The sequence below is a fragment of the Collinsella aerofaciens genome, assembly GCF_039836695.1.
Lineage (GTDB): Bacteria > Actinomycetota > Coriobacteriia > Coriobacteriales > Coriobacteriaceae > Collinsella > Collinsella aerofaciens_BD.
The window spans coordinates 64,480-82,077 of record NZ_JBDPAC010000010.1; the positions used below are offsets into that span (position 1 = coordinate 64,480).

General features: G+C 54.3%; 16 protein-coding genes. 2 read left to right on the forward strand and 14 right to left on the reverse strand.

Going from position 1 to position 17,598, the window contains the following annotated elements; translation table 11 throughout:
• Window positions 1–237 precede the first annotated feature (237 nt).
• The 12 genes from ABG996_RS06265 to ABG996_RS06320 form a co-directional block, all read right to left on the reverse strand.
• Window positions 238–681 (reverse strand): GatB/YqeY domain-containing protein, encoded by a 444-nt coding sequence (locus ABG996_RS06265; protein WP_117769746.1) that lies wholly within the window; start codon window positions 679–681, stop codon window positions 238–240.
• 54 nt (window positions 682–735) lie between these two features.
• Window positions 736–1,959, reverse strand: coding sequence for a peptidylprolyl isomerase (locus tag ABG996_RS06270; RefSeq protein ID WP_347478944.1), 1,224 nt, complete (start codon window positions 1,957–1,959; stop codon window positions 736–738).
• Window positions 1,960–2,172: 213 nt separating this feature from the next.
• Window positions 2,173–2,640: a PTS sugar transporter subunit IIA gene (locus tag ABG996_RS06275; RefSeq protein WP_347478942.1), complete on the reverse strand. Its 468-nt coding sequence runs from the start codon at window positions 2,638–2,640 to the stop codon at window positions 2,173–2,175.
• A gap of 65 nt (window positions 2,641–2,705) precedes the next feature.
• Window positions 2,706–3,173 (reverse strand): PIN domain-containing protein, encoded by a 468-nt coding sequence (locus ABG996_RS06280; RefSeq protein WP_347478940.1) that lies wholly within the window; start codon window positions 3,171–3,173, stop codon window positions 2,706–2,708.
• Window positions 3,170–3,514: a type II toxin-antitoxin system RelB/DinJ family antitoxin gene (locus ABG996_RS06285; protein WP_347478939.1), complete on the reverse strand. Its 345-nt coding sequence runs from the start codon at window positions 3,512–3,514 to the stop codon at window positions 3,170–3,172. The genes ABG996_RS06280 and ABG996_RS06285 overlap by 4 nt, the downstream gene beginning before the upstream one ends.
• Window positions 3,515–3,798: 284 nt before the next feature.
• Window positions 3,799–3,990, reverse strand: a complete 192-nt coding sequence (locus ABG996_RS06290; protein ID WP_089572626.1) for a hypothetical protein — start codon at window positions 3,988–3,990, stop codon at window positions 3,799–3,801.
• Window positions 3,991–4,031: 41 nt separating this feature from the next.
• On the reverse strand, window positions 4,032–5,687 hold the full coding sequence (locus ABG996_RS06295) for a hypothetical protein (protein ID WP_347478938.1): 1,656 nt from the start codon (window positions 5,685–5,687) through the stop codon (window positions 4,032–4,034).
• A 72-nt stretch (window positions 5,688–5,759) separates the two neighbouring features.
• A complete protein-coding gene (locus ABG996_RS06300; RefSeq protein ID WP_118258817.1) occupies window positions 5,760–6,566 on the reverse strand; it encodes a hypothetical protein in 807 nt (268 codons plus the stop codon).
• Between the two features lie 54 nt (window positions 6,567–6,620).
• Window positions 6,621–7,322, reverse strand: a complete 702-nt coding sequence (locus tag ABG996_RS06305; RefSeq protein ID WP_347478936.1) for a hypothetical protein — start codon at window positions 7,320–7,322, stop codon at window positions 6,621–6,623.
• A gap of 12 nt (window positions 7,323–7,334) precedes the next feature.
• A complete protein-coding gene (locus ABG996_RS06310) occupies window positions 7,335–8,711 on the reverse strand; it encodes an SPFH domain-containing protein (protein ID WP_138374303.1) in 1,377 nt (458 codons plus the stop codon).
• A 385-nt stretch (window positions 8,712–9,096) separates the two neighbouring features.
• Complete coding sequence (locus ABG996_RS06315; protein ID WP_347478935.1) at window positions 9,097–10,587, reverse strand: zinc ribbon domain-containing protein; 1,491 nt, start codon at window positions 10,585–10,587, stop codon at window positions 9,097–9,099.
• 149 nt (window positions 10,588–10,736) lie between these two features.
• Entirely contained in the window at window positions 10,737–11,354 is a 618-nt protein-coding gene (locus ABG996_RS06320) for a zinc ribbon domain-containing protein (protein WP_347478934.1), read from the reverse strand.
• A gap of 139 nt (window positions 11,355–11,493) precedes the next feature.
• On the opposite strand from ABG996_RS06320, the gene ABG996_RS06325 reads away from it, so the two are divergent.
• Both ABG996_RS06325 and ABG996_RS06330 read left to right on the forward strand, forming a co-directional pair.
• Entirely contained in the window at window positions 11,494–12,852 is a 1,359-nt protein-coding gene (locus tag ABG996_RS06325; RefSeq protein ID WP_347478933.1) for a hypothetical protein, read from the forward strand.
• 102 nt (window positions 12,853–12,954) lie between these two features.
• Window positions 12,955–14,337 carry an ATP-binding protein gene (locus ABG996_RS06330; RefSeq protein ID WP_347478931.1) on the forward strand — a complete coding sequence of 461 codons (1,383 nt, stop codon included), beginning with the start codon at window positions 12,955–12,957 and terminating at the stop codon, window positions 14,335–14,337.
• A 43-nt stretch (window positions 14,338–14,380) separates the two neighbouring features.
• Here the strand turns inward: ABG996_RS06330 and ABG996_RS06335 are convergent, their stop codons facing one another.
• On the reverse strand, window positions 14,381–15,997 hold the full coding sequence (locus ABG996_RS06335) for a zinc ribbon domain-containing protein (protein WP_347478929.1): 1,617 nt from the start codon (window positions 15,995–15,997) through the stop codon (window positions 14,381–14,383).
• 1 nt (window position 15,998) lies between these two features.
• Window positions 15,999–17,222 carry a zinc-ribbon domain-containing protein gene (locus ABG996_RS06340; protein WP_117855486.1) on the reverse strand — a complete coding sequence of 408 codons (1,224 nt, stop codon included), beginning with the start codon at window positions 17,220–17,222 and terminating at the stop codon, window positions 15,999–16,001.
• Window positions 17,223–17,598 lie beyond the last annotated feature (376 nt).

A 17,598-nucleotide genomic window follows, 5' to 3' on the forward strand; every position in this document is an offset into this window, starting at 1 on the left:
TCCCTGCGTTTACACGAGTTGAACTATTGTACGGAAAGAACCACGTTTCCGCAGCCCACACTACATTCCCGTAAAGAACCCGCAACCTTTAACCCACTCATTGGGGACAGACTTAAATGAGTGCCCGCTCATTGGGTACTCATTTAAGTCTGTCCCCAATGAGTACCCAGCCCAGCAAAAAGGGGCGCGACCATGACGGCCACGCCCCCTCAACATCAACTATGTACCGCTAGGCCCCTATGCGAGTTTGGCGCCGACGATCTTTGCCGCTGCCGGCTTGTCGAAGTTGCCGCCGGTGGCCTTGCCGAGTGCTCCCATGACCTGACCCATCTGCTTCTTGGACGTGGCACCCAGCTCGGCGATGACCTGCTCAATCAGGGCCTCGAGTTCCTCGCCCGAAACCTGCGCGGGCAGCAGGCTCTCCAGAATCTTGACCTGCTCGGTCAGGTTGTCGGTACGCTCTTGGTCGGTGCCGGCCTTGATGGACATCTCCAGCGTCTCGCTCGTCTGCTTAATCAGACGCTTGATCATGTTGTTGACGTCTTCCTCGGTCACATCGCGACGCTCGTTGACCTCGATATTCTTCACCTCGGCCTTAACCTGGCGAATGATAGACAGGCGAACCTTGTCCTTGGCCTTCATGGCCGCAATCATTTCCTTCTGCAGCTCTTCGTTGGTCATCTGCATATCCTCCTCAATAGCGTGGGCGGTACTCACGCGGGCACCGCCCCATGATTACTTAGTCGTCGACGAATCGTCGGTCGAGCTCTTGGTGACGCCCTTCAGACTCACGTTATAGGGTACGTCCTTGGGCATGGGGTTAACGGTGATGTCGGCGTCCTTCTTGTACTGCTCCAGCCACTCGCTGTACGCAGTGCTGGCCGCTTGCGTCTTCACCACATTGGAGACGTACTTCTTGATGGCCTTGGGCACCTGGTTGATGTCATCGACCTGATTATCGACATGGAAGTAGTCGGTGCACTTGATGATGTGGTAACCATAGGTCGACTCGACGACGTCGCTCACATCGCCCTTGTTGAGCCCCTCGAGCGCCGTCTGGTAGCTGTCGACGAAGGTAGTGAGCTTATCCCAACCCACATCGCCCTTCTTCTCCTTGGAGCCGGTGTCGTCGGAGTACTGCTCCACGGCATCCTCAAAGCTCAGCTCGCCGGAGTTGATCTTGTCCAGGCACTCCTGTGCCTTGGCCTTGGCGGCAGCCTTGTCCTCGTCGGAAGCGTCGGAATCAACCTTGACCAGGATGTTCGACGAGCGGCGGGCATCGTTGTAGTTAGACAGGTTCTCGTTGATGTAATCGACGATCTCGCTGTCCTTGGGCTTGCTGGTGGGCGCCACGGCTTCCTTGAGCTTTTGCTGCGCCAGGCTCTCCTTGAGCGAGCTCTTATAGGTGTCCTCGGTGTAGCCGTAAGTCTTAAGGGTCTTCTTAAAGATCTTGGCGCCGCCCGCGCTCTTGCACGCGTCCTTCCAAGCCTTCTCGACTTCCTCATCCGACACCGTCACGCCGTTTTCCTTCTGCGCCTGCTGAAGCAGAATCTGCTGCGTGTAGGAATCGATGAGCTGCTTGCGGTACTTCTTGGGCGTAAGGTCGTTGTTGACCAGGTACTGCGCCCAATCCTTGTCCTTGGTATAACCATAGGACGTGCGCATGCTCATGATCTGCTTGGTCACGGTGTCCTCGGTGAGGTTGGTGCCGTTGATGGTGGCAGCCACGCCACCAGTGGGCTTATAGCCCGAGCTGGCGCTTTCGGTCTGCGACATCAGGCCGGAGCACGCCATGGCCGAGACGGAGAGCAGCATTGCCAGCACGCCGATGCCCACCAGGACAATCTTGACGGTCTTGGACACATAGGTCTTGCGCTGCTTCTTGCGAGAGCTGGAGGCGGCGCGGGACCGTTGCTCGGACGTCGGCGCGACCTCGGGGTTCTTTTTCTTGTTTGCCATGTTTGGCCTTTCACATCACGAATCGAACAAACGCCATTGTGTCACAACGCAGCCCCCGCGACACACCTGGTGCATGGGAGACGGGTTAATCTGCACCATTTTGGTGCAAAGGGGACAGGTCTGGCAGTTGGCAGCTAGGGACGTTCCTTTTCTGCCGGCAGATGGGGACTGTCCCTACCTGCCGGCAGCAAAGGAACGTCCCCGAGTGCCGCTTTAGAAGTGGCGGCGGATGGCGTCGACCATGCCCTGCGGCGTGGTCAGGCCGAGTACATCGGCTGCAGCGTCGGCATCCATAAAGATATTCATAAGCGCTTGCAGGGCCTCGACCTGGCCGCCCGGCTCGGCAATGCCCAGATTGATGATAATCTGCGCCGGCACCGGGGCGCCCATACCCGCCATCGCGTTGAACGTCACAGGTGCAGCGGGCTTTACCACCGCGATATAGGGCTTGGCCACAAATCCCGGATCGGTATGCGGAATGGCGATGTTTGCCGCCGGCATAGCGAGACCCGTGGGATAGGCGTCCTCGCGCGTGCGGACGGCGTCGAGCCAGCCGTCGGCAATGTAACCACGCGAAGCAAGCTCTCCCTCAAGCCGTGCAAACACCTCATCCGGTGTCGCACACTCCCAATCAAAAAACACCAGCTCGGGCGAGAATAGCATCTCGGCGTTATCCGCCATACCGTCCTCCAAAGTTGCATGAGGTTCACATTGCCCCATATGATAGCGAAACGAGACAGGCAAGGTTAGTCGAGGATCCCAATCATCTCGAGAGCGCGGGCAGGCGTCAGGCAAACTTCGGGCATCGCCTCCAGCATGCGCCGGTCGCTCGTGACCACATAGTCGACATCTGCCGTCTCGCCCGAAGCGATGATGAGGTTGTCTTCAAGATCCGGCATGCGCTTGCCAAGCATGCGCGCCATTTCGCACTCTGCCAACGAAAGCGGAGAGGCCGTCGCCACCTGCATCATGTGTTCAATGCAGGCCCACGACGCCGAGGCAAACGACACGTTAATCCCATTCGCATTCCGCCGGGCTAGGCGCCGAGGCAAAATGTAGAACACATCCTTTGACGTCGTCGGCGCGTACAGAAGGTCAATCTTTCCCGCCTCGGCAAGCTCCACCAGGCGCTTCGCTTCGTGGAATGCCCCCTCTTGCAGGTAATAATCAAGCCACACGTTCGTATCTACCAAGAGACGCTTTGCCTCAATCATCGGCAATTCGCCTCGATGTCGGCAATCATCGCATCATACATATCATCTCGTACGGCATCCCAGTCTTCCGCAGATGATCCACCTGGCGCAAAATCCGAAGGGCTTAGTCCCAACGAGGAAAAAGCTAGGCCACACCCCCGCTCGGCCAGGATCTCCGCACGGGGCGCCTCGCGCTTATCCGCCACCATAAATCCCGGCAGCGTTTGATGTTCGACGAGATAGGCCCAAAGCGCACGAATGGCATCGCTCGGCCCCAATCCATTGCGAGTTAGGACCGCATCGCCACCAGCTTTGAGCATAGGATCGATTCGTGTGTTGAGCTGCACCATTGCTGTACCCATAGCGGCTCCTTTCTACGTGCTAGCAGTATAGCAAACCTGTTAGGCCACACAAAAGGGCCCCGTCCACGTACGGACAAGGCCCTGTCAGATTGGTAGTCTCGAGAAAGTTGGTGTAGCGCCCGATCCGAAGCGAGTCGGCCTGGCGTCCAAGAACCTAGAATACGGTTGATGCCCTATGCCGCCGACCGGCATATGAAAGACTGCGGGCCAAAAGCCCCATGGCTTCTAGCCCGCAGAAACATCGATGTTTCCAAATGATCGCAGCTTGTGTTTCAAGCGCTTTTCTACGCTACCGGCGGATGCAAATCCCAATCGGGAAAGCAGTTTGCAAAGCCTGAGAGATTTTGAGTCAAAACATTGTTCTCAGCTTGCTTCAGTCGCTCGTCCTCTTCAAACAGACTATCGAGCTCGCTCAATGCATCGAAGTCCTGCATCGCAGCATCGTTATGGTCGAAATCAGTCACTTCATCAGTCATCTATTTCACTCCATTCATGGTTATCGAGTCAATCCTATCGGCTAGGCAACCTTATCGAGCTTAAGCAGGTCGCTGCGCTCGGCCGCCGCTTCCTTCGCGCTCTTCCACTGATTAAGCGCCAGATCGATCTCGGAACAGCCTTCCTGGATGCGTTTGGAGTATTTGGCCTCAATCTCTTCTGCCTCCGCAGCGCGCTGCTTGCTCGAGAGGCCCGTCTTTACTAGACAATAGCCAGCCCCCGCAAGAAGCAGAATGCCAATAACCTGGTTTACAAACGCAAAGAAAGCTACTCCCAAAACAGCGAGGACAACGGCCGCTATCTTGTGACTCTTGTTGCCCTTCGCAACCTTGACATCAAGCTCAGCGAGCTCCTTTTTCTTCTCTTCACCGACATAGCGAACATAATCGCCGCGCAGCGCATTGCCCTCATCGCCGGTGACCGCTCTGCTTGTCCATCCGTCGAAGTCAAGGGTAATCGCCTGCGGAAATTCGGGGACATCGCTCTTGCGATACCGGTTGAAACCACCGTTGATATAGGAACCCAAAAACTGAATCGCGGTCTTCTTCTTATGCACATCCACGGACGCGCTCTGGTCGCGCATCGAGCGTGTCATCTGGTCGATGATGTTCATCGTCTGCTGACGCTTCTCATCGCGGCGACGATTGACGAGCTCTCGGGCGCGCTCTACGTCTCCGCCAAATGCCTTGACCGCAAGAAGATACTCCTCCTGGCGGCGCAAATTTCGCTCCTTGGAGTCATCGGAGTTAACGAGCTCCATCAAATGCCTGTCAACCTGCTCGGCAAGCGTCCTCTCGTCAACATCAGAAGCCTTGAGGTCGGCGAAGTCATTGGAGATGCTCTCGATTGCCTCGACTTTTCCGAGATACTTATTTATGTAGTCAAACTCCTTGACCACCACCTTGAGCGCCGGATATCTCGAGCTCATATCCTCCTCGTAGCCGGTAAAGTACTCCGCCCATGACTCTGACTGCTCATTCTCGAACTCAGGGCTCTGATTTCTGATCTGCTCGATCCAGCCCGCCATATAGTCGTCGCACAGGTGCTTTTCGTCGGTTCCGAAGATGCCGTTGATATAGGCATCAATGTAGACCATCGCATCGGCATCAATACGGGCGGCGTTTTGCGTCGAGAAGTAGCGTGCGAGCCATTCGTAGCACGTGGCCGTGCGGTTATTACGTCTGCAGATCAGAGCCATCGCAAGCGACGTGTGCTCGTTGTCACGTTTGACAGCCTCGCGTATTGCGCGCTCTGCAAGATCTCGGTTGTTGTTGATCCATGCCGCAAGGGCAACCAGGACAGGCGCCAGCCAGTAGTCCGGGGTAGAAATCATTAACTCCTCGGAGACCGTCGAAATCGTCGCCTTGCGCACGAGCGCTGCATCGGTTGCCTGGAGAATACCGACCATGGTGTTTCGAACCACCGAGTAGTTGCCGAACTTCTTGTCCATCTCCTGCCGGACGCTCACGAGCTCCGTAGTCGCCTGCTCAAGTGCGGCGGTACGACGCTGTTCGAGCATCATCTCGAGAAAGTCCTTTCGGAGCTTTTTAAGGTCCTTCCGCACTTCCTCCATTTGGGATTCGACCTTATCGACCTTCGTGGTCATCTGGTCAACTTTTGTTCCAATAGCGGCGATCCTGCGCTCGATAAGGGCAGTATCTAATCCCGAATCACTCATCTGTACCACCTTTCAGTTTGAACTGTTTAGATCATCCAATAGCTTTAAGCGAGTAAGCACCCGCCATCCGCTTTATTGAGAGGCCATGCTTCGGTATTGCTCGGACACCTGCTGATAGGCCACGAGAAACTTCTGTTTGTATTGGCTTGCCTTCATCGAATTGACGATGCGCCCGACGGGCTCCACATAGTGTTCGAGAAAGTACGAGGTCCTTCTTCGTAACGCAAACGAACCAGTTTTATAGGGGGACCCGGGGTTCTCTCTAATGCCCTTGAGTAGTGCGAGACACGTCTTGGGTATGTTGCAGTTGGCGGCGATATCTTGATAGAAGCTCTCCCGCTCTGCGGTCATAAAGTCTTCCGAAGCATACCGCGCTATGCAGAACGGGCACACAGCATCGATAAAGCTCTCAAGCCGAGACCGATCCTCCATGCTCTGCATATTGGCGACCACGAGCGATACCATCTGAACCTCAAAGTCACGCATGTTGTAGAGCGTCGACTCAAACAAGTCGATCAAGTCACGCACTTCGTCATATTCGAGAGGGATATCTTCGGCCCTTTTAAAGAAAACCGTCATCGAACCCGAAAGACCTTCGCAAAACTCATCGCAGTACGCAACCATAAACTGTGCTGCCGCGTTGTCTTGCATCATATTGAGCACGTCCGCGGCAAATTTGCGGGCCTCCGGAAAGTTACCACCCTTAAAAAACTTGATGGCATTGTCCTTGGCAAACGCGATTTTGCCCGTGGCCCCCAGACGCGCCCGCGAATAGTACATCTCGCGACCGCACTGGTTGCAATGAACCTTTCGAGTTGCGGGGTCAAACTCGACATCGGTGCTGCCGCAGCCCTCACAAGTTATACCGTTGATTTCCAATAGCTTCCCCCACTTCAACCATCAAAGTGCCCTGGCAAAAAGCAGCGCGAGCCCTTATTTGACAGCGGTCAGCGCCGCATTGCGCTTTTTCCAGATATTGCGCGCATCATGGACAAGGCCAACCGTAACATCTGCCGGCTCATCGGCACTCATGGAATTCGAGACCGCCTCAAGCGCGGCGGAGAACTGTCGCTCGATCTCTTGAACATGGGGTTGCGACATGTTGGAACTAAAGGAGATGTCATCCTTAAGCGCTTTGAGTTCGGCTTTGACCTGAGCGTCCTGCGCCACGGCGAGGAGCTGTCCCACATACGATCCGAACTGCGCCGTTTGAACCGTCTTTGCGGCCACGGCAGCAACCTTTTGGTCAACCTGGCGGCCATTGAAGCCCAGACCCATCTGCACAAGGACAAGCACAGCAAGAAGGACAACGTTTACGACGACTGGAATCGTGCTGCCGCCCCACCCATATGCCGCAAACACAAAGTACGTGTTGGCCAGAAGGGCAACGACAAAGTAGGCACAGCTGGATGCGGCCGGCAAATAATGGATTTCGGTCGTGCTTTTGACCGTGGACTGCTTATCGGACATGGCAGCCGAAATCGAAGCCGCCGCAAAAGCCAAAACCCCAAAGCCAAGCGACATAGCAAAGACGATAGGGTTCATCAGCGCGTTTTTGCAGACAAACATGATTACAAGCCACGCCACCAAGACGATTGCCTCGCCCAAAATGACACGTTTAACAGAACCGTTCATCTTTGTTTCTCCTTATTGGATCTTAGTTCCACAATCGGGGCAGAATTTGGTCCCTTCGGGCAACTCGGCTCCGCAGCTCGGGCACCTTGGCGAGATCAACCGGTTCCCGCATTCCAGGCAGAACTTGGCACCGACCGGGTTAAGATGCCCACACGCCAAACACGCAACACCCTGCTCGAGCTTTTGTCCGCATTCCAGGCAGAACTTAGCACCCATCGGATTAACGTTTCCGCAACTGGGACACACGGGACCGTTTTGCATACCTGCGGACGCGGAAGCCGTTCCAACCATGGGAGCAACAGCGCCCATGGCCTGGTTGGCCAAGTTGGAGAAGCCAGCTCCAAATGCACCGCCCATGCCAACGCCCATGCCGAGTCCCATGCCGGCTCCCATGAGGCCCGATGCGGCACTCCCCTCATTGCCCGCAGCACTCTCCATTACGTCCATGCCGCGCTCCTGCTGATAGTTGTAGCCTTCGCGCGCACGCTTCCTGGCAAGTGCCTCGGACTCGATGTCCATCTGGGCAGCGTTACCCTGCGCCTCGAGAATGCTCCGCTTACGCTGGATCTTCATCTCGTTGATGGCAGCAAGATCCTCTTCGAAGGGCTTGATGCTGTTGAACGAGAAGTTATCGAGCGTGAGACCAAACTCATCGAAATAGTTAACGAGCTTGCCCTGCATCTGAGACGAGAAGTCGCTCAGATGCGTCGCAATTTTAAGAACGGAAACCTCCTGGTCAACAATCGCCTTGGCAAGCAGGTCAGGAACATACTCAAGGATTTTTGCCCGCATAAAGGAAGTAAGTTCTTCTCGCGTATAGCGATCTCGCGTGCCCACGACCTTAACGAGGAACTTCCTCACCTGAATGGGAACCAGGCTCGAGTCATTCTGCTCGATATGCGCGCCAAACAAACCGAAGGCGCGAACATGAACGTTGACGTCTTCCTCAGGGTCTTGGACGATGATGGGCTCGGTCGTGCCCCAGCGCAGCTCGTTCATGTAGTTAGTATTGATAAAGTACACAACGGAATGAAACGCCGAGCTACCGCCGGTAAGCGAATGGGCGGCATTGCGGAACGGGGCGAATCGGCTGTCTCCCGTGTCGAGCTTGATCTTGCACGGACCGACAAACACGCTTACCTGAGAATCGCCGGCACCCGTAGCGTCAGTAGAACTGCCCGCCCCCATATTGTTGGTAAAAACGGCAATCTGCGATTGCGCAACCTGAAGATAGGACCCGTTGGGAAAATCCTCGTAGGGATAGCGGAATGAGACAAGCGAGGCATCTTCGTCGTTGCCAGGCTCCCATTTGATATTGTCGACAGAAAAGGCACCGAGAATTCCGCTGTGCTTTTCTTCCTTTTCGTTATCGCTATGGAACAGTGACATGCTGATTCCTTTCGTTAATCCCAAACCACGCGTTCCGCGTGTCTAATAAATTGTGAACTGCCGAGTCGGCAGGCGCATCGAAAGCCTGTGCGCCTCAATCTGTCCCCAACTTAGCTTGGCTAATTATAGCCCTCAAGTCATCTCATTTAGCCACCCCCGATGAGCGGCAATAATGTCGCACCTTTGGTCAACTGACGAAGAACCGGGAGGGTTCGAACCCAGATGCCCTTTTGGGGCATACCCGCTGAGCGGGCGAGCGCGTTCGGCCTCTCGGTCAACTCTTCGTAACGTCCGTTTTAGCCGCAACTAAACTCGTCGGATGGAACAAGGGGAAAGGCATAAGAGCTGCGCGCGCTGTAATGCCAAAACGGCTCGGTTAAAGTTACTAGCTCTCGTGATAGGCCATAATCGACCGACATGGGTACCCTTCGGAGCCGCATTCCGCAGACGCTACGACCTTTCCGTCTTTATAAAACTCGACGTACCAAACGTACGTTGCCGCCCCCTCCCAATAGTTTGGCTTATCAGCGACCTTGAACGTAATAGAGGCGTCATCTGGCACAATCAACTCGCGCTTGGCGTTTGCAATGAACGCATCCATGTCGGCGATCACGCCATCGCCGCGCGCAGCGGCCTCCCCATCGTCACTGCTATCGGATGCCGCTTCAGATGGTGCTTGAGATGCGCCAGATCGATCGTCCGCAGTGCCAGAGCCGTCCTTCAAAGAGCCCTCCGAAGGCTCCACCCCTTTGAATGCCTTCCACATATCGCTGCTTGCGGACGGCATTTCAATGTCGGCCTCCGGATACTTCCCGGCAACCTCGTCAAGAATTCTGCACGCTTCCTCACGCCCCTGGACCATCGCCTCCTGCGGTTTGCCACCATCCTCAACGGTCCTCACCAAGTAGGCGCCATTCTGCCTATCGAATTCCTTTTTTTGAATTTGCACCGCGTCTACGACCTCAGGACCCTTTGCAGTAAGCGAAATATAGAAATCTACCTGGTTACAATCCTGACTACAAGTAAATTTAACGATGCCGTCCTTACAGACAGTAATGACTTGGCTCTCCCCCTGAGCAATAAAACCGTCATACTGATTCGTCATATTGCTGGAGCCTTCTACCATCTCTGACGAAGGCATAACCGAAACGGCCTCTCCATCAACAAAGCAGTAGGCACCCACAATCGCCGAAATATCGTTCTGCGCATCGACAAACCCAACAAGCAGCTCGTCAATTCCGTCGCCATTCAAATCATCGAAAGCATAGTAGTAGCTTAAAAAGCCGGGGGCAGTCTGGTTGTTATAAACGAATATCTGCCCCAGTCCAGAATCATCACCGCGTCCCTGGGCCCAGTCGTCGTAGCTGGCAGCACCAGCCCCCTTCCGCTCGCAATAGCTCGCAAAGTCCTCGTAACGCGCAACCACGCCCTCGTAAGCCCTGCGTGCTTTCTTGTTTGTTGCCGCGACCTTCTTTTTAGACGACTTCTCCTCGACTGCAGCCGGCTGCTCCTGCTGCTGCGCTTGAGGCAGCACAAAGGCTTCGTAAGCTTTGACCAGGGCGTAAGCGACACCAGCGGTAAAGATGATTGCTGCAAGAATGGTGACAAACGTAGGCACAGCAAAACGGCCGATCTGCCGACGCTGCATCATAAAGGCCGCAAAGGACATATGATCAGAGGGCGCCGGAGAAGGGCCCTCTGCGCGAGATACAGCAGGATCGCTTGTCGCTTTTCTATCAGCAGACGCCTTTGGTGTACCTGAAGGAAGCGGCTGCTGAGCATTCGCCGGCGTATCATCCACATCCAACGGTTTTCCGCATGCAGAACAGAATCGCGCCCCGTCTTTGATCTTTGCCCCGCAGCTTGCACAGTACATAAATCCCCCTAGAACTTCAGCATATCGAAACGATAGCCCACAGCCTGCAAACAGAAAAGGCCCAGGAGCAATTTGCTCGACTGTAAACCTTTTCTTTCACCTTTCAAATTCGCCTGACCCCACGCGGAAGGCATGCGACGGGCTACCTGCTAGGCGCGAGCCATGTGCAGCTTGATTGCCTTGAAGATGATGTTGGCAACCGAGACGATAGGCCAAAGTGCCACCATCGTCATCGGTGCTAATTCGGGAACAACCGGAACCGCCCCGTGAATCACGCTGCCCAACCAGTAAAAAAGCATCAGAACCACGACAGGAAGGCCCACGAGAACCACAAGCTCGATTAGCATAATCGTGATACCGATAATGCCGCTACCATAGACAAGGGGAAGCCTTACACCGCTGCGGTACAGCGAGATAATCACCTTCCAGGGACCAATCAGAAGCAGCGCCAGCGGAATCATATTGTTAAGTCCCAGCGAGCCACCTCCCAGCACGTAATTGAAAAAGAGCACATAGAGCAATGAAATCACCGCTGCTCGCCCAAGCGACCCGATGGACTCGTGAAGCGAATCCTGCAGGCAAGCAGCGGCCTCTGCATCCTCCGCCGCTTGAAACTGAGCCTCGACAGACTGGCTCTCAATCGGCTGGGCCTCGACGTAAATCGCATCCCCCACCGCGCTGGCCGCAGCCGCGACCGTAGGCGTTCCGCACACGCCGCAGAACTTGGCGCCGTCGTTAATCTCTGCTCCACACTGTTTGCAATGCATAATCGGGTCCTTTCTCGTTACCCCTTTTCTTGACGATCACAAGATACGATTTGTCGTTTATCCGATATAGAGATTTTGACCGGGTAATTTTCCTAAACGTGCTACGCTATTAAACCTGCAGCTAGAGACAGGGGTAACAATGTTTGAGTTCTCCCAAACACGCACCGTTGAAGGTTCGATTCCGTTTAAGACAGTCAACCTCATAGAGAACGAACCCAATAGGCCCGTTGGCGAGGCCCAGCTTGTCTTTGAACTCTACATGCCCACCGAGCTGGCCGGCAACAAAAGCAACGAAGGGCCCGCACACAGCGAGCGCCATGCCGATCTGATCAGGCTGGCATCATGCATCGAACCCACCGCCGTTAAAGAGCAGCCCTTCCGCGCAAGCCTCTTTAACGTACTTGATTACGCCGAACAGACCGGGCCGCTTTTTGGCAAGCACGCAATAGAATCCGTACGCGATTGGGCCAATGCCGCGATGGCAGCACTTATTGCCATGCGCATCCAGGAATACCTCAACGGGAGCTGCACCATCGCAAAGGTCTCCGCATTGGAAAGAATCGAGAAATCAGTGGTGACCTGCGCGGCAAACGGGTCATCCTTCAAGATCTACACCACTATCCTGAGGGCGGGCGGTGATTATACCGACTCATTCAAAAGCCTGCCCATCGTGCGCAAAATCGAATCCGATGCGGGATATTTCTACGCCTTTATGTTTATGATCGACGAGGAAGAATCCCTCGTTGCACTCAACGTGCTCTCTTTTGAACACGAGCTCACCGCCAATGACTTCAGTGTTTTGCAGGCGATGTTCTACATGGACGAAGACTCCAGCTCGGAGATTTCAGCGCGACTCAAGGTCAGCAATAGCGAGGAGAGCTTCTATGTAATCGACCCTCAAGCAGATATCCAGGAGCGCCGCGAAGAACTTGAAAATGATGACCGCGATGCACTCACCGCTTTGGTGCAGGCGCTCGTGATCTCGCATCTCTCGGGCGCGCACGTGGATGTGTTCCAGGGTAACGAGTCCACAGGGTTCCTCTCCTTTGACAGCTATCTCTCGTGGCTCTGGTTTGATTTTTCACGCAAGCTGAGCACCGTCAAAATTGGTTATTGCGAGCAGTGCGGACGCGCCTATTCACTTGCCGGGCATCGTGGCGTCAAACGGCACTACTGCAGCGATCGATGCAAGACCGATGCCAAAAATGAGCGCACGCGCAAGGAGACGGCAAAGATACGCGAGCTGTTTGGAACGGGCACCAGCGTACGCGACATCGCCAACGAGATAGAACGTCCCGCGGCCTACGTGCGCTCGCAGCTCAATAAATGGACCAAGCTCAAGCACGATCTGGATGAAGACATTGAGTCAAACGGCTTTGATAGCTCCGCGCTACTCAAACGCTGCACCGCTGAGAAGCTCGACCTCAACAACCTCCTCAACGCCAAGCGCAAAAAGCAAATTCAGGACTATGCCAAGCTCAAGCGCCTCGTTAAGTAGAAACGCTGTCATTTCCTCGCCATCCGATTGACGGGTGGAAAGTTGCTCATATACGTGTTAGTAATATATATGTTAGTAATACGTATATGAGCGAGGCACATCATGTTTGTTGGACGTCGGGAAGAGCTTGAATCCCTGGAAACCGCCTATCAAAAGAGTTCCTTTCAGTTTGCTGTAGTCTATGGAAGGCGTCGCGTAGGTAAAACCAGCCTGCTTCACGCCTTTACACAGGGCAAACCCCATGTGATCTTCTTTACTGGGCAGCAAACCGTTGCAAGCGAAAATCTCGCGCTGCTCAGCCGCGAGATACTTGGCGATAGCGCCGCAGGAGCAGCGTTCCCCTCTATCCAGGTTGCACTCGAATCCGTCTTCGAACACGCCAAGACAGAGCGAATCGTTCTGATTATTGATGAGTATCCCTACCTCGCCGAGAGCGATCCGGGCATCTCTTCGTGCCTGCAAACGCTTATCGATCGACATAAAGACACGAGCAAGCTGTTCCTCGTACTCTGCGGGTCGTCCATGAGCTTTATGGAACACCAGGTACTAGGACACCAAAGCCCTCTTTATGGACGCCGCACCATGCAGCTGCGCATTGACCCCTTCACCATCTTCGACGCGGCGCTCATGCTTCCCGATGCACCCATCGAAAGGGTAATCGAGCTGTATTCCGTTGTTGGCGGGATGCCGCTCTATCTATCACAGCTCGATGGCACGCGTTCCACTCAATGGAACCTTGAGCATGCGCTGTTGCGTCAAGATGCGTTTTTGTATGCCGAACCCCAGAACTATCTGCTGCAAGAGGTCCGCAGCCCGGCTATCTACAATGCCGTCATAACCGCCATTGCCAACGGCTATGTACGCTCCAAAGAGATTGCCGATGTTACCCACCTCGCAACGCCACAGGTCGCGCGACTGCTCGACGCATTGATCGAGCTGCGAATCGTTGAGCGCGTCACGCCTGTTGTAAAGGCAACAAAACGCCAGGTAGTCTATCGGATCTGCGATAACCTGTTTAGGTTTTGGTATCGTTTTGTTCCACAGTACGCAGGAACAATTGAGGAGGGGCTCGGAGCCGCTGTGGCCGCGCGTATCGCCAAGCATGATTTGTCCACCTTTGTAGGTCCTGCATTTGAAGAGGTATGCCGCCAGTGGTTGATGCGTCAGGTTGTTGAGAGCGAGCTGGATGTGCTGCCCAAGGCAATCGGCTCTTGGTGGGGCACGAACCCGAACACGCGCCGGCAAGAAGAGATTGACGTTGTGCTTGAGGACGCCGATGGGGAGCTCATCGTTGGCGAGTGCAAATGGAGAAACGAGCCCGCTGACGTCGATGTGCTTGAGACGCTCATGCGTCGCGGAACATTGTTGGGCAGGCCGATCCAACGATATTACCTGTTTAGCAAGGGTGGATTTACGGAGGCATGTCGAGAGAAAGCCGCCCAAGTGAACGACACAAGGCTTATTGACCTTGAGCAGCTGCTCTAAGAAAAGGGGCCTGGACGCAATTTCCAGGCCCCTTTTTCAACTTTTATTCAATCCCCAACTTTTTTAGTGTGCTATTGGTGCGGTCGGACATTTGGCTGCAACCAACAACGGGCACATCTGAAAATGATCCCTGACTTGAGCTTGAGAAGTCAACAAAATAATACGTGCAGTATTGATGATTGAAATCTGTGTAGGAATTTAACGCGTTGAAATCCTTCTCGGATATCTCCTTGCCGTTAGATGCGTAATACTCTCCAAGATTACCGCCAGAAACAGAGACGGACCAAGCTTCGCGATTTAACACCAACGAAAGCGAATCATCCTTTTTGCCGAATAAAGACCAGTTATCGCCATAGGTTATCTGTTTACCTGAGAGCTTTGCTTTGAGCGCATCGCACATTTCGTACGTACGCTTGCCAAGTAAGACGTTTTGCTCATCATCCTTAACAAGAGGCAGGTACATCGATCCTCCGTTAGAGTTGTCGAGCCATTTTTGGCTATATATCCTTTTGATACCGCCGTCTTCCGCCGACCAAACCTCTACGGTGTAGGACTTCTGAAGCTCTTCAATATTTCCGTCCCAGGCGCTTTTCATATCGTCCGCGCTCATATCGTTAACAACCGTCACGAGCTCAGAAACGCCGTCGTTGTCGAAATCAACCAAATCAGCCAAGCAAAAACCTCTAAGGGCTGACATATAGTCCTCAATCTCAACCATTTGAGGTTCACCATAACGCGCAAGATATTCCTGGCATTTTTGCTTATAGGCAGCGGATGCCGCAGCATTGTCCGCAGCGGCGTTTCCGTCCTTTTTGTCGCCCTCGTCCGCCTTTGCGTCTGCGCTGTCAGCCTTAGGCACCTCGAGCGAAACATCCTTCACGGCCTCATCGGACTTGGAATTGTCGACCACCTCGACAGGAACGCTCCACTCAACCTTGGTCTTGGAGTCCTTAACGGTAAGAGTATATTTTCCCGGTTTGATATCGGGAAGCTGGCTTACCGTGAAGCCCTCGTCACCCTTAACCTCAGCATTGGTGCTGTAGCCGTTGTCGCCGTTCAGGGTCACCGAGTACTTCTTGATCTTCTCGCCCTTTGCGTCGGTCGGGGTAATCTTGGATTCTTGGGCTACCACGATGGCCTTGTCCTGGCCGTAATGGGCAACGTCGTCGCTGGACTTGCTAAAGAACAGCAGGTAGCTAAAGATGGCAATGGCTGCCAGGCCAACGATGATACCGACGATATAGAGCGCCTTGGGGTCCTTTTTCTGTGCGGATACATTCGCCGCAGGCGCAGGGGCTGGCGCCGCGACGGGCTTGGCGACCGGATTGCTCGGCTTTGGCCGGTCGGCGCGCACGGCTGGAATCGAAGGCGTTGCATCGGACGACACGTCGTCCTTGGGCCGGTCGTCTTCTTCGTCCGCTACGGGCTCGCTCTCCACGGGCGACTTTTCCTCCCCCGCCTCGGCACCGGCGGAAGGCTCCTTCTCCGTTTCGTCACTAGCGAAAATCTCTTCCGCAGCCTCATTGATAACGGAAGGCTCTTCTGCCACTTCGTTGCTGGCAGAGTTCAGCACCGCCTTTGCATCTTCGAGTGCATAGCCACACTCGGTGCAGTATCGCAAATCTCCATCAAGCTCAAATCCACAGTTGGGACAGAACATGTTAGTCCTCCTTATCGACTTTCACCGTTGTACCGTCCTTGACCTCATCAGGGGTTACTTCGGACCCAACTTGAGACTCATCATCCCAGGACGCAACCAAAATCTCGCAATTGCCGTCCGCAAAAGTACCGAGCTCATAGTCTTCGGTGCGATACACCAGCCCCTTGGATGTCACATACAAGCATGTTGAACCCTTGATTGAATAGTCTGAAGAATTGCTCCGCATGAGCATAGAGTTGTAGTCAGACGGATACTCTCTGTCTCTGCCTATTTCCGTAAGATACGGCCAAACTGCCGAACTCATAGAACTGGCAAGATCCTCGGTATCAATGCCAAACATATCCTGAGGACTAACAGTATCACCCGTATGCAAATCAAAAATAACACCAGTCACAACCGTGCCGCCATGCGGGCCCCATCCCGTCGAATAGCGCTCGTCACGGATACAGAAATAGTTCTCATCCATGTACGTAACCGTCACGTTTCTCGATATGCAGGGAAATTCGCCGTCGGGGTACAACTCAGCATCTGATTGCTCATTATCTGATGCTCGATTCGTTCGCTCCGCATCAATTTGAAGGGGCTCGAGAATCGCCTTGTTAATTTTGTCTGCAACGTCGTCTTTGGTGGAGCTCTTAAGTTGCGGATAGGACCATTCCATGTCCCTCCGCTCGCCCTGTTCGAGCATAGGGTCGACCGGAGCAGACGCCGTCAATGACTTTGCCTCCAACGTATAGACAACTTCTTCGACCGCTCTCTCGTCCTTCTTGGGCCTTTCGGTCGCTTGCTCCTGTTGCACGGATTGCTGCTGGAGATTGGGCTCGATGACGTTCTTGTAGAGCATGAAAGCAGCGTAAGCGATGCCTGCAGCGGCGATAAATGCGGCGATCATGATAGCAAACTGCGGCACTAGGCGGTTGCCGACCTGACAGCGTTGCATAAAGAAGTTGTACATCTGGGAGTGACCGCTATTCGCGGTCTTCGAGACCGGCTCGGGGCTCGGTTCTGCTGTGGACTCGGCATTCGCGGATCCTATCGCAGAGTCCGTTTCGGTATCTGTGGGTTCCATTATGACTTCAGCGGACGATGATTCTCGCTCCGACGGCTCGGCCTTGGGCCCCTCCTCGGCCGCAGTCTTGCCCGAGAGCCCGCCCAAGGGCAGACCGCATTCGGTACAGAACCGCGCATCATCACCAATCTTGCTGCCACATTTGGGGCAAAACATGAACCTTCTTCTCCTATTCCTTTTACTCTCGCTGAGTCGTGAGTTACCCACGTGCCGTTTGTTTCGTAGTTTAACTATTTCTTAAACAAATCGACGGGTCACTTGAACAGACACATACCCGCTCAAGCGACTCTATACCGGCTAGTTATCCTTGCTCATGACATGGGTGTCAGTGCAAGAAAATCGTTGAACAGGGTTGCTACCTCGAAGTTCGAACCGATACTGAACTTGAAGCCATCTTTATTTACCGAGATGGAGAAATCGCCGCTGATATCCATATCATGCGCGCAGCCAACCGCCCCATTACAGTCTGAAGTGGGCCACCGATAAATTTCGATGGCGAGCATTCGGCGCATTGCCTACGATACGGGCAAGC

Excerpts from the sequence above, each read along its gene's own strand:
- ABG996_RS06295 (WP_347478938.1), bottom strand. The coding sequence starts at position 5,687 with ATGAGTGATTCGGGATTAGATACTGCCCTTATCGAGCGCAGGATCGCC.
- ABG996_RS06340 (WP_117855486.1), bottom strand. The coding sequence starts at position 17,222 with ATGTTTTGCCCCAAATGTGGCAGCAAGATTGGTGATGATGCGCGGTTC.
- ABG996_RS06270 (WP_347478944.1), bottom strand. The coding sequence starts at position 1,959 with ATGGCAAACAAGAAAAAGAACCCCGAGGTCGCGCCGACGTCCGAGCAA.
- ABG996_RS06320 (WP_347478934.1), bottom strand. The coding sequence starts at position 11,354 with ATGCATTGCAAACAGTGTGGAGCAGAGATTAACGACGGCGCCAAGTTC.
- ABG996_RS06275 (WP_347478942.1), bottom strand. The coding sequence starts at position 2,640 with ATGGCGGATAACGCCGAGATGCTATTCTCGCCCGAGCTGGTGTTTTTT.
- ABG996_RS06305 (WP_347478936.1), bottom strand. The coding sequence starts at position 7,322 with ATGAACGGTTCTGTTAAACGTGTCATTTTGGGCGAGGCAATCGTCTTG.
- ABG996_RS06325 (WP_347478933.1), top strand. The coding sequence starts at position 11,494 with ATGTTTGAGTTCTCCCAAACACGCACCGTTGAAGGTTCGATTCCGTTT.
- ABG996_RS06265 (WP_117769746.1), bottom strand. The coding sequence starts at position 681 with ATGACCAACGAAGAGCTGCAGAAGGAAATGATTGCGGCCATGAAGGCC.
- ABG996_RS06290 (WP_089572626.1), bottom strand. The coding sequence starts at position 3,990 with ATGACTGATGAAGTGACTGATTTCGACCATAACGATGCTGCGATGCAG.
- ABG996_RS06310 (WP_138374303.1), bottom strand. The coding sequence starts at position 8,711 with ATGTCACTGTTCCATAGCGATAACGAAAAGGAAGAAAAGCACAGCGGA.
- ABG996_RS06280 (WP_347478940.1), bottom strand. The coding sequence starts at position 3,173 with ATGATTGAGGCAAAGCGTCTCTTGGTAGATACGAACGTGTGGCTTGAT.
- ABG996_RS06330 (WP_347478931.1), top strand. The coding sequence starts at position 12,955 with ATGTTTGTTGGACGTCGGGAAGAGCTTGAATCCCTGGAAACCGCCTAT.
- ABG996_RS06315 (WP_347478935.1), bottom strand. The coding sequence starts at position 10,587 with ATGTACTGTGCAAGCTGCGGGGCAAAGATCAAAGACGGGGCGCGATTC.
- ABG996_RS06335 (WP_347478929.1), bottom strand. The coding sequence starts at position 15,997 with ATGTTCTGTCCCAACTGTGGATTTGAGCTTGATGGAGATTTGCGATAC.
- ABG996_RS06285 (WP_347478939.1), bottom strand. The coding sequence starts at position 3,514 with ATGGGTACAGCAATGGTGCAGCTCAACACACGAATCGATCCTATGCTC.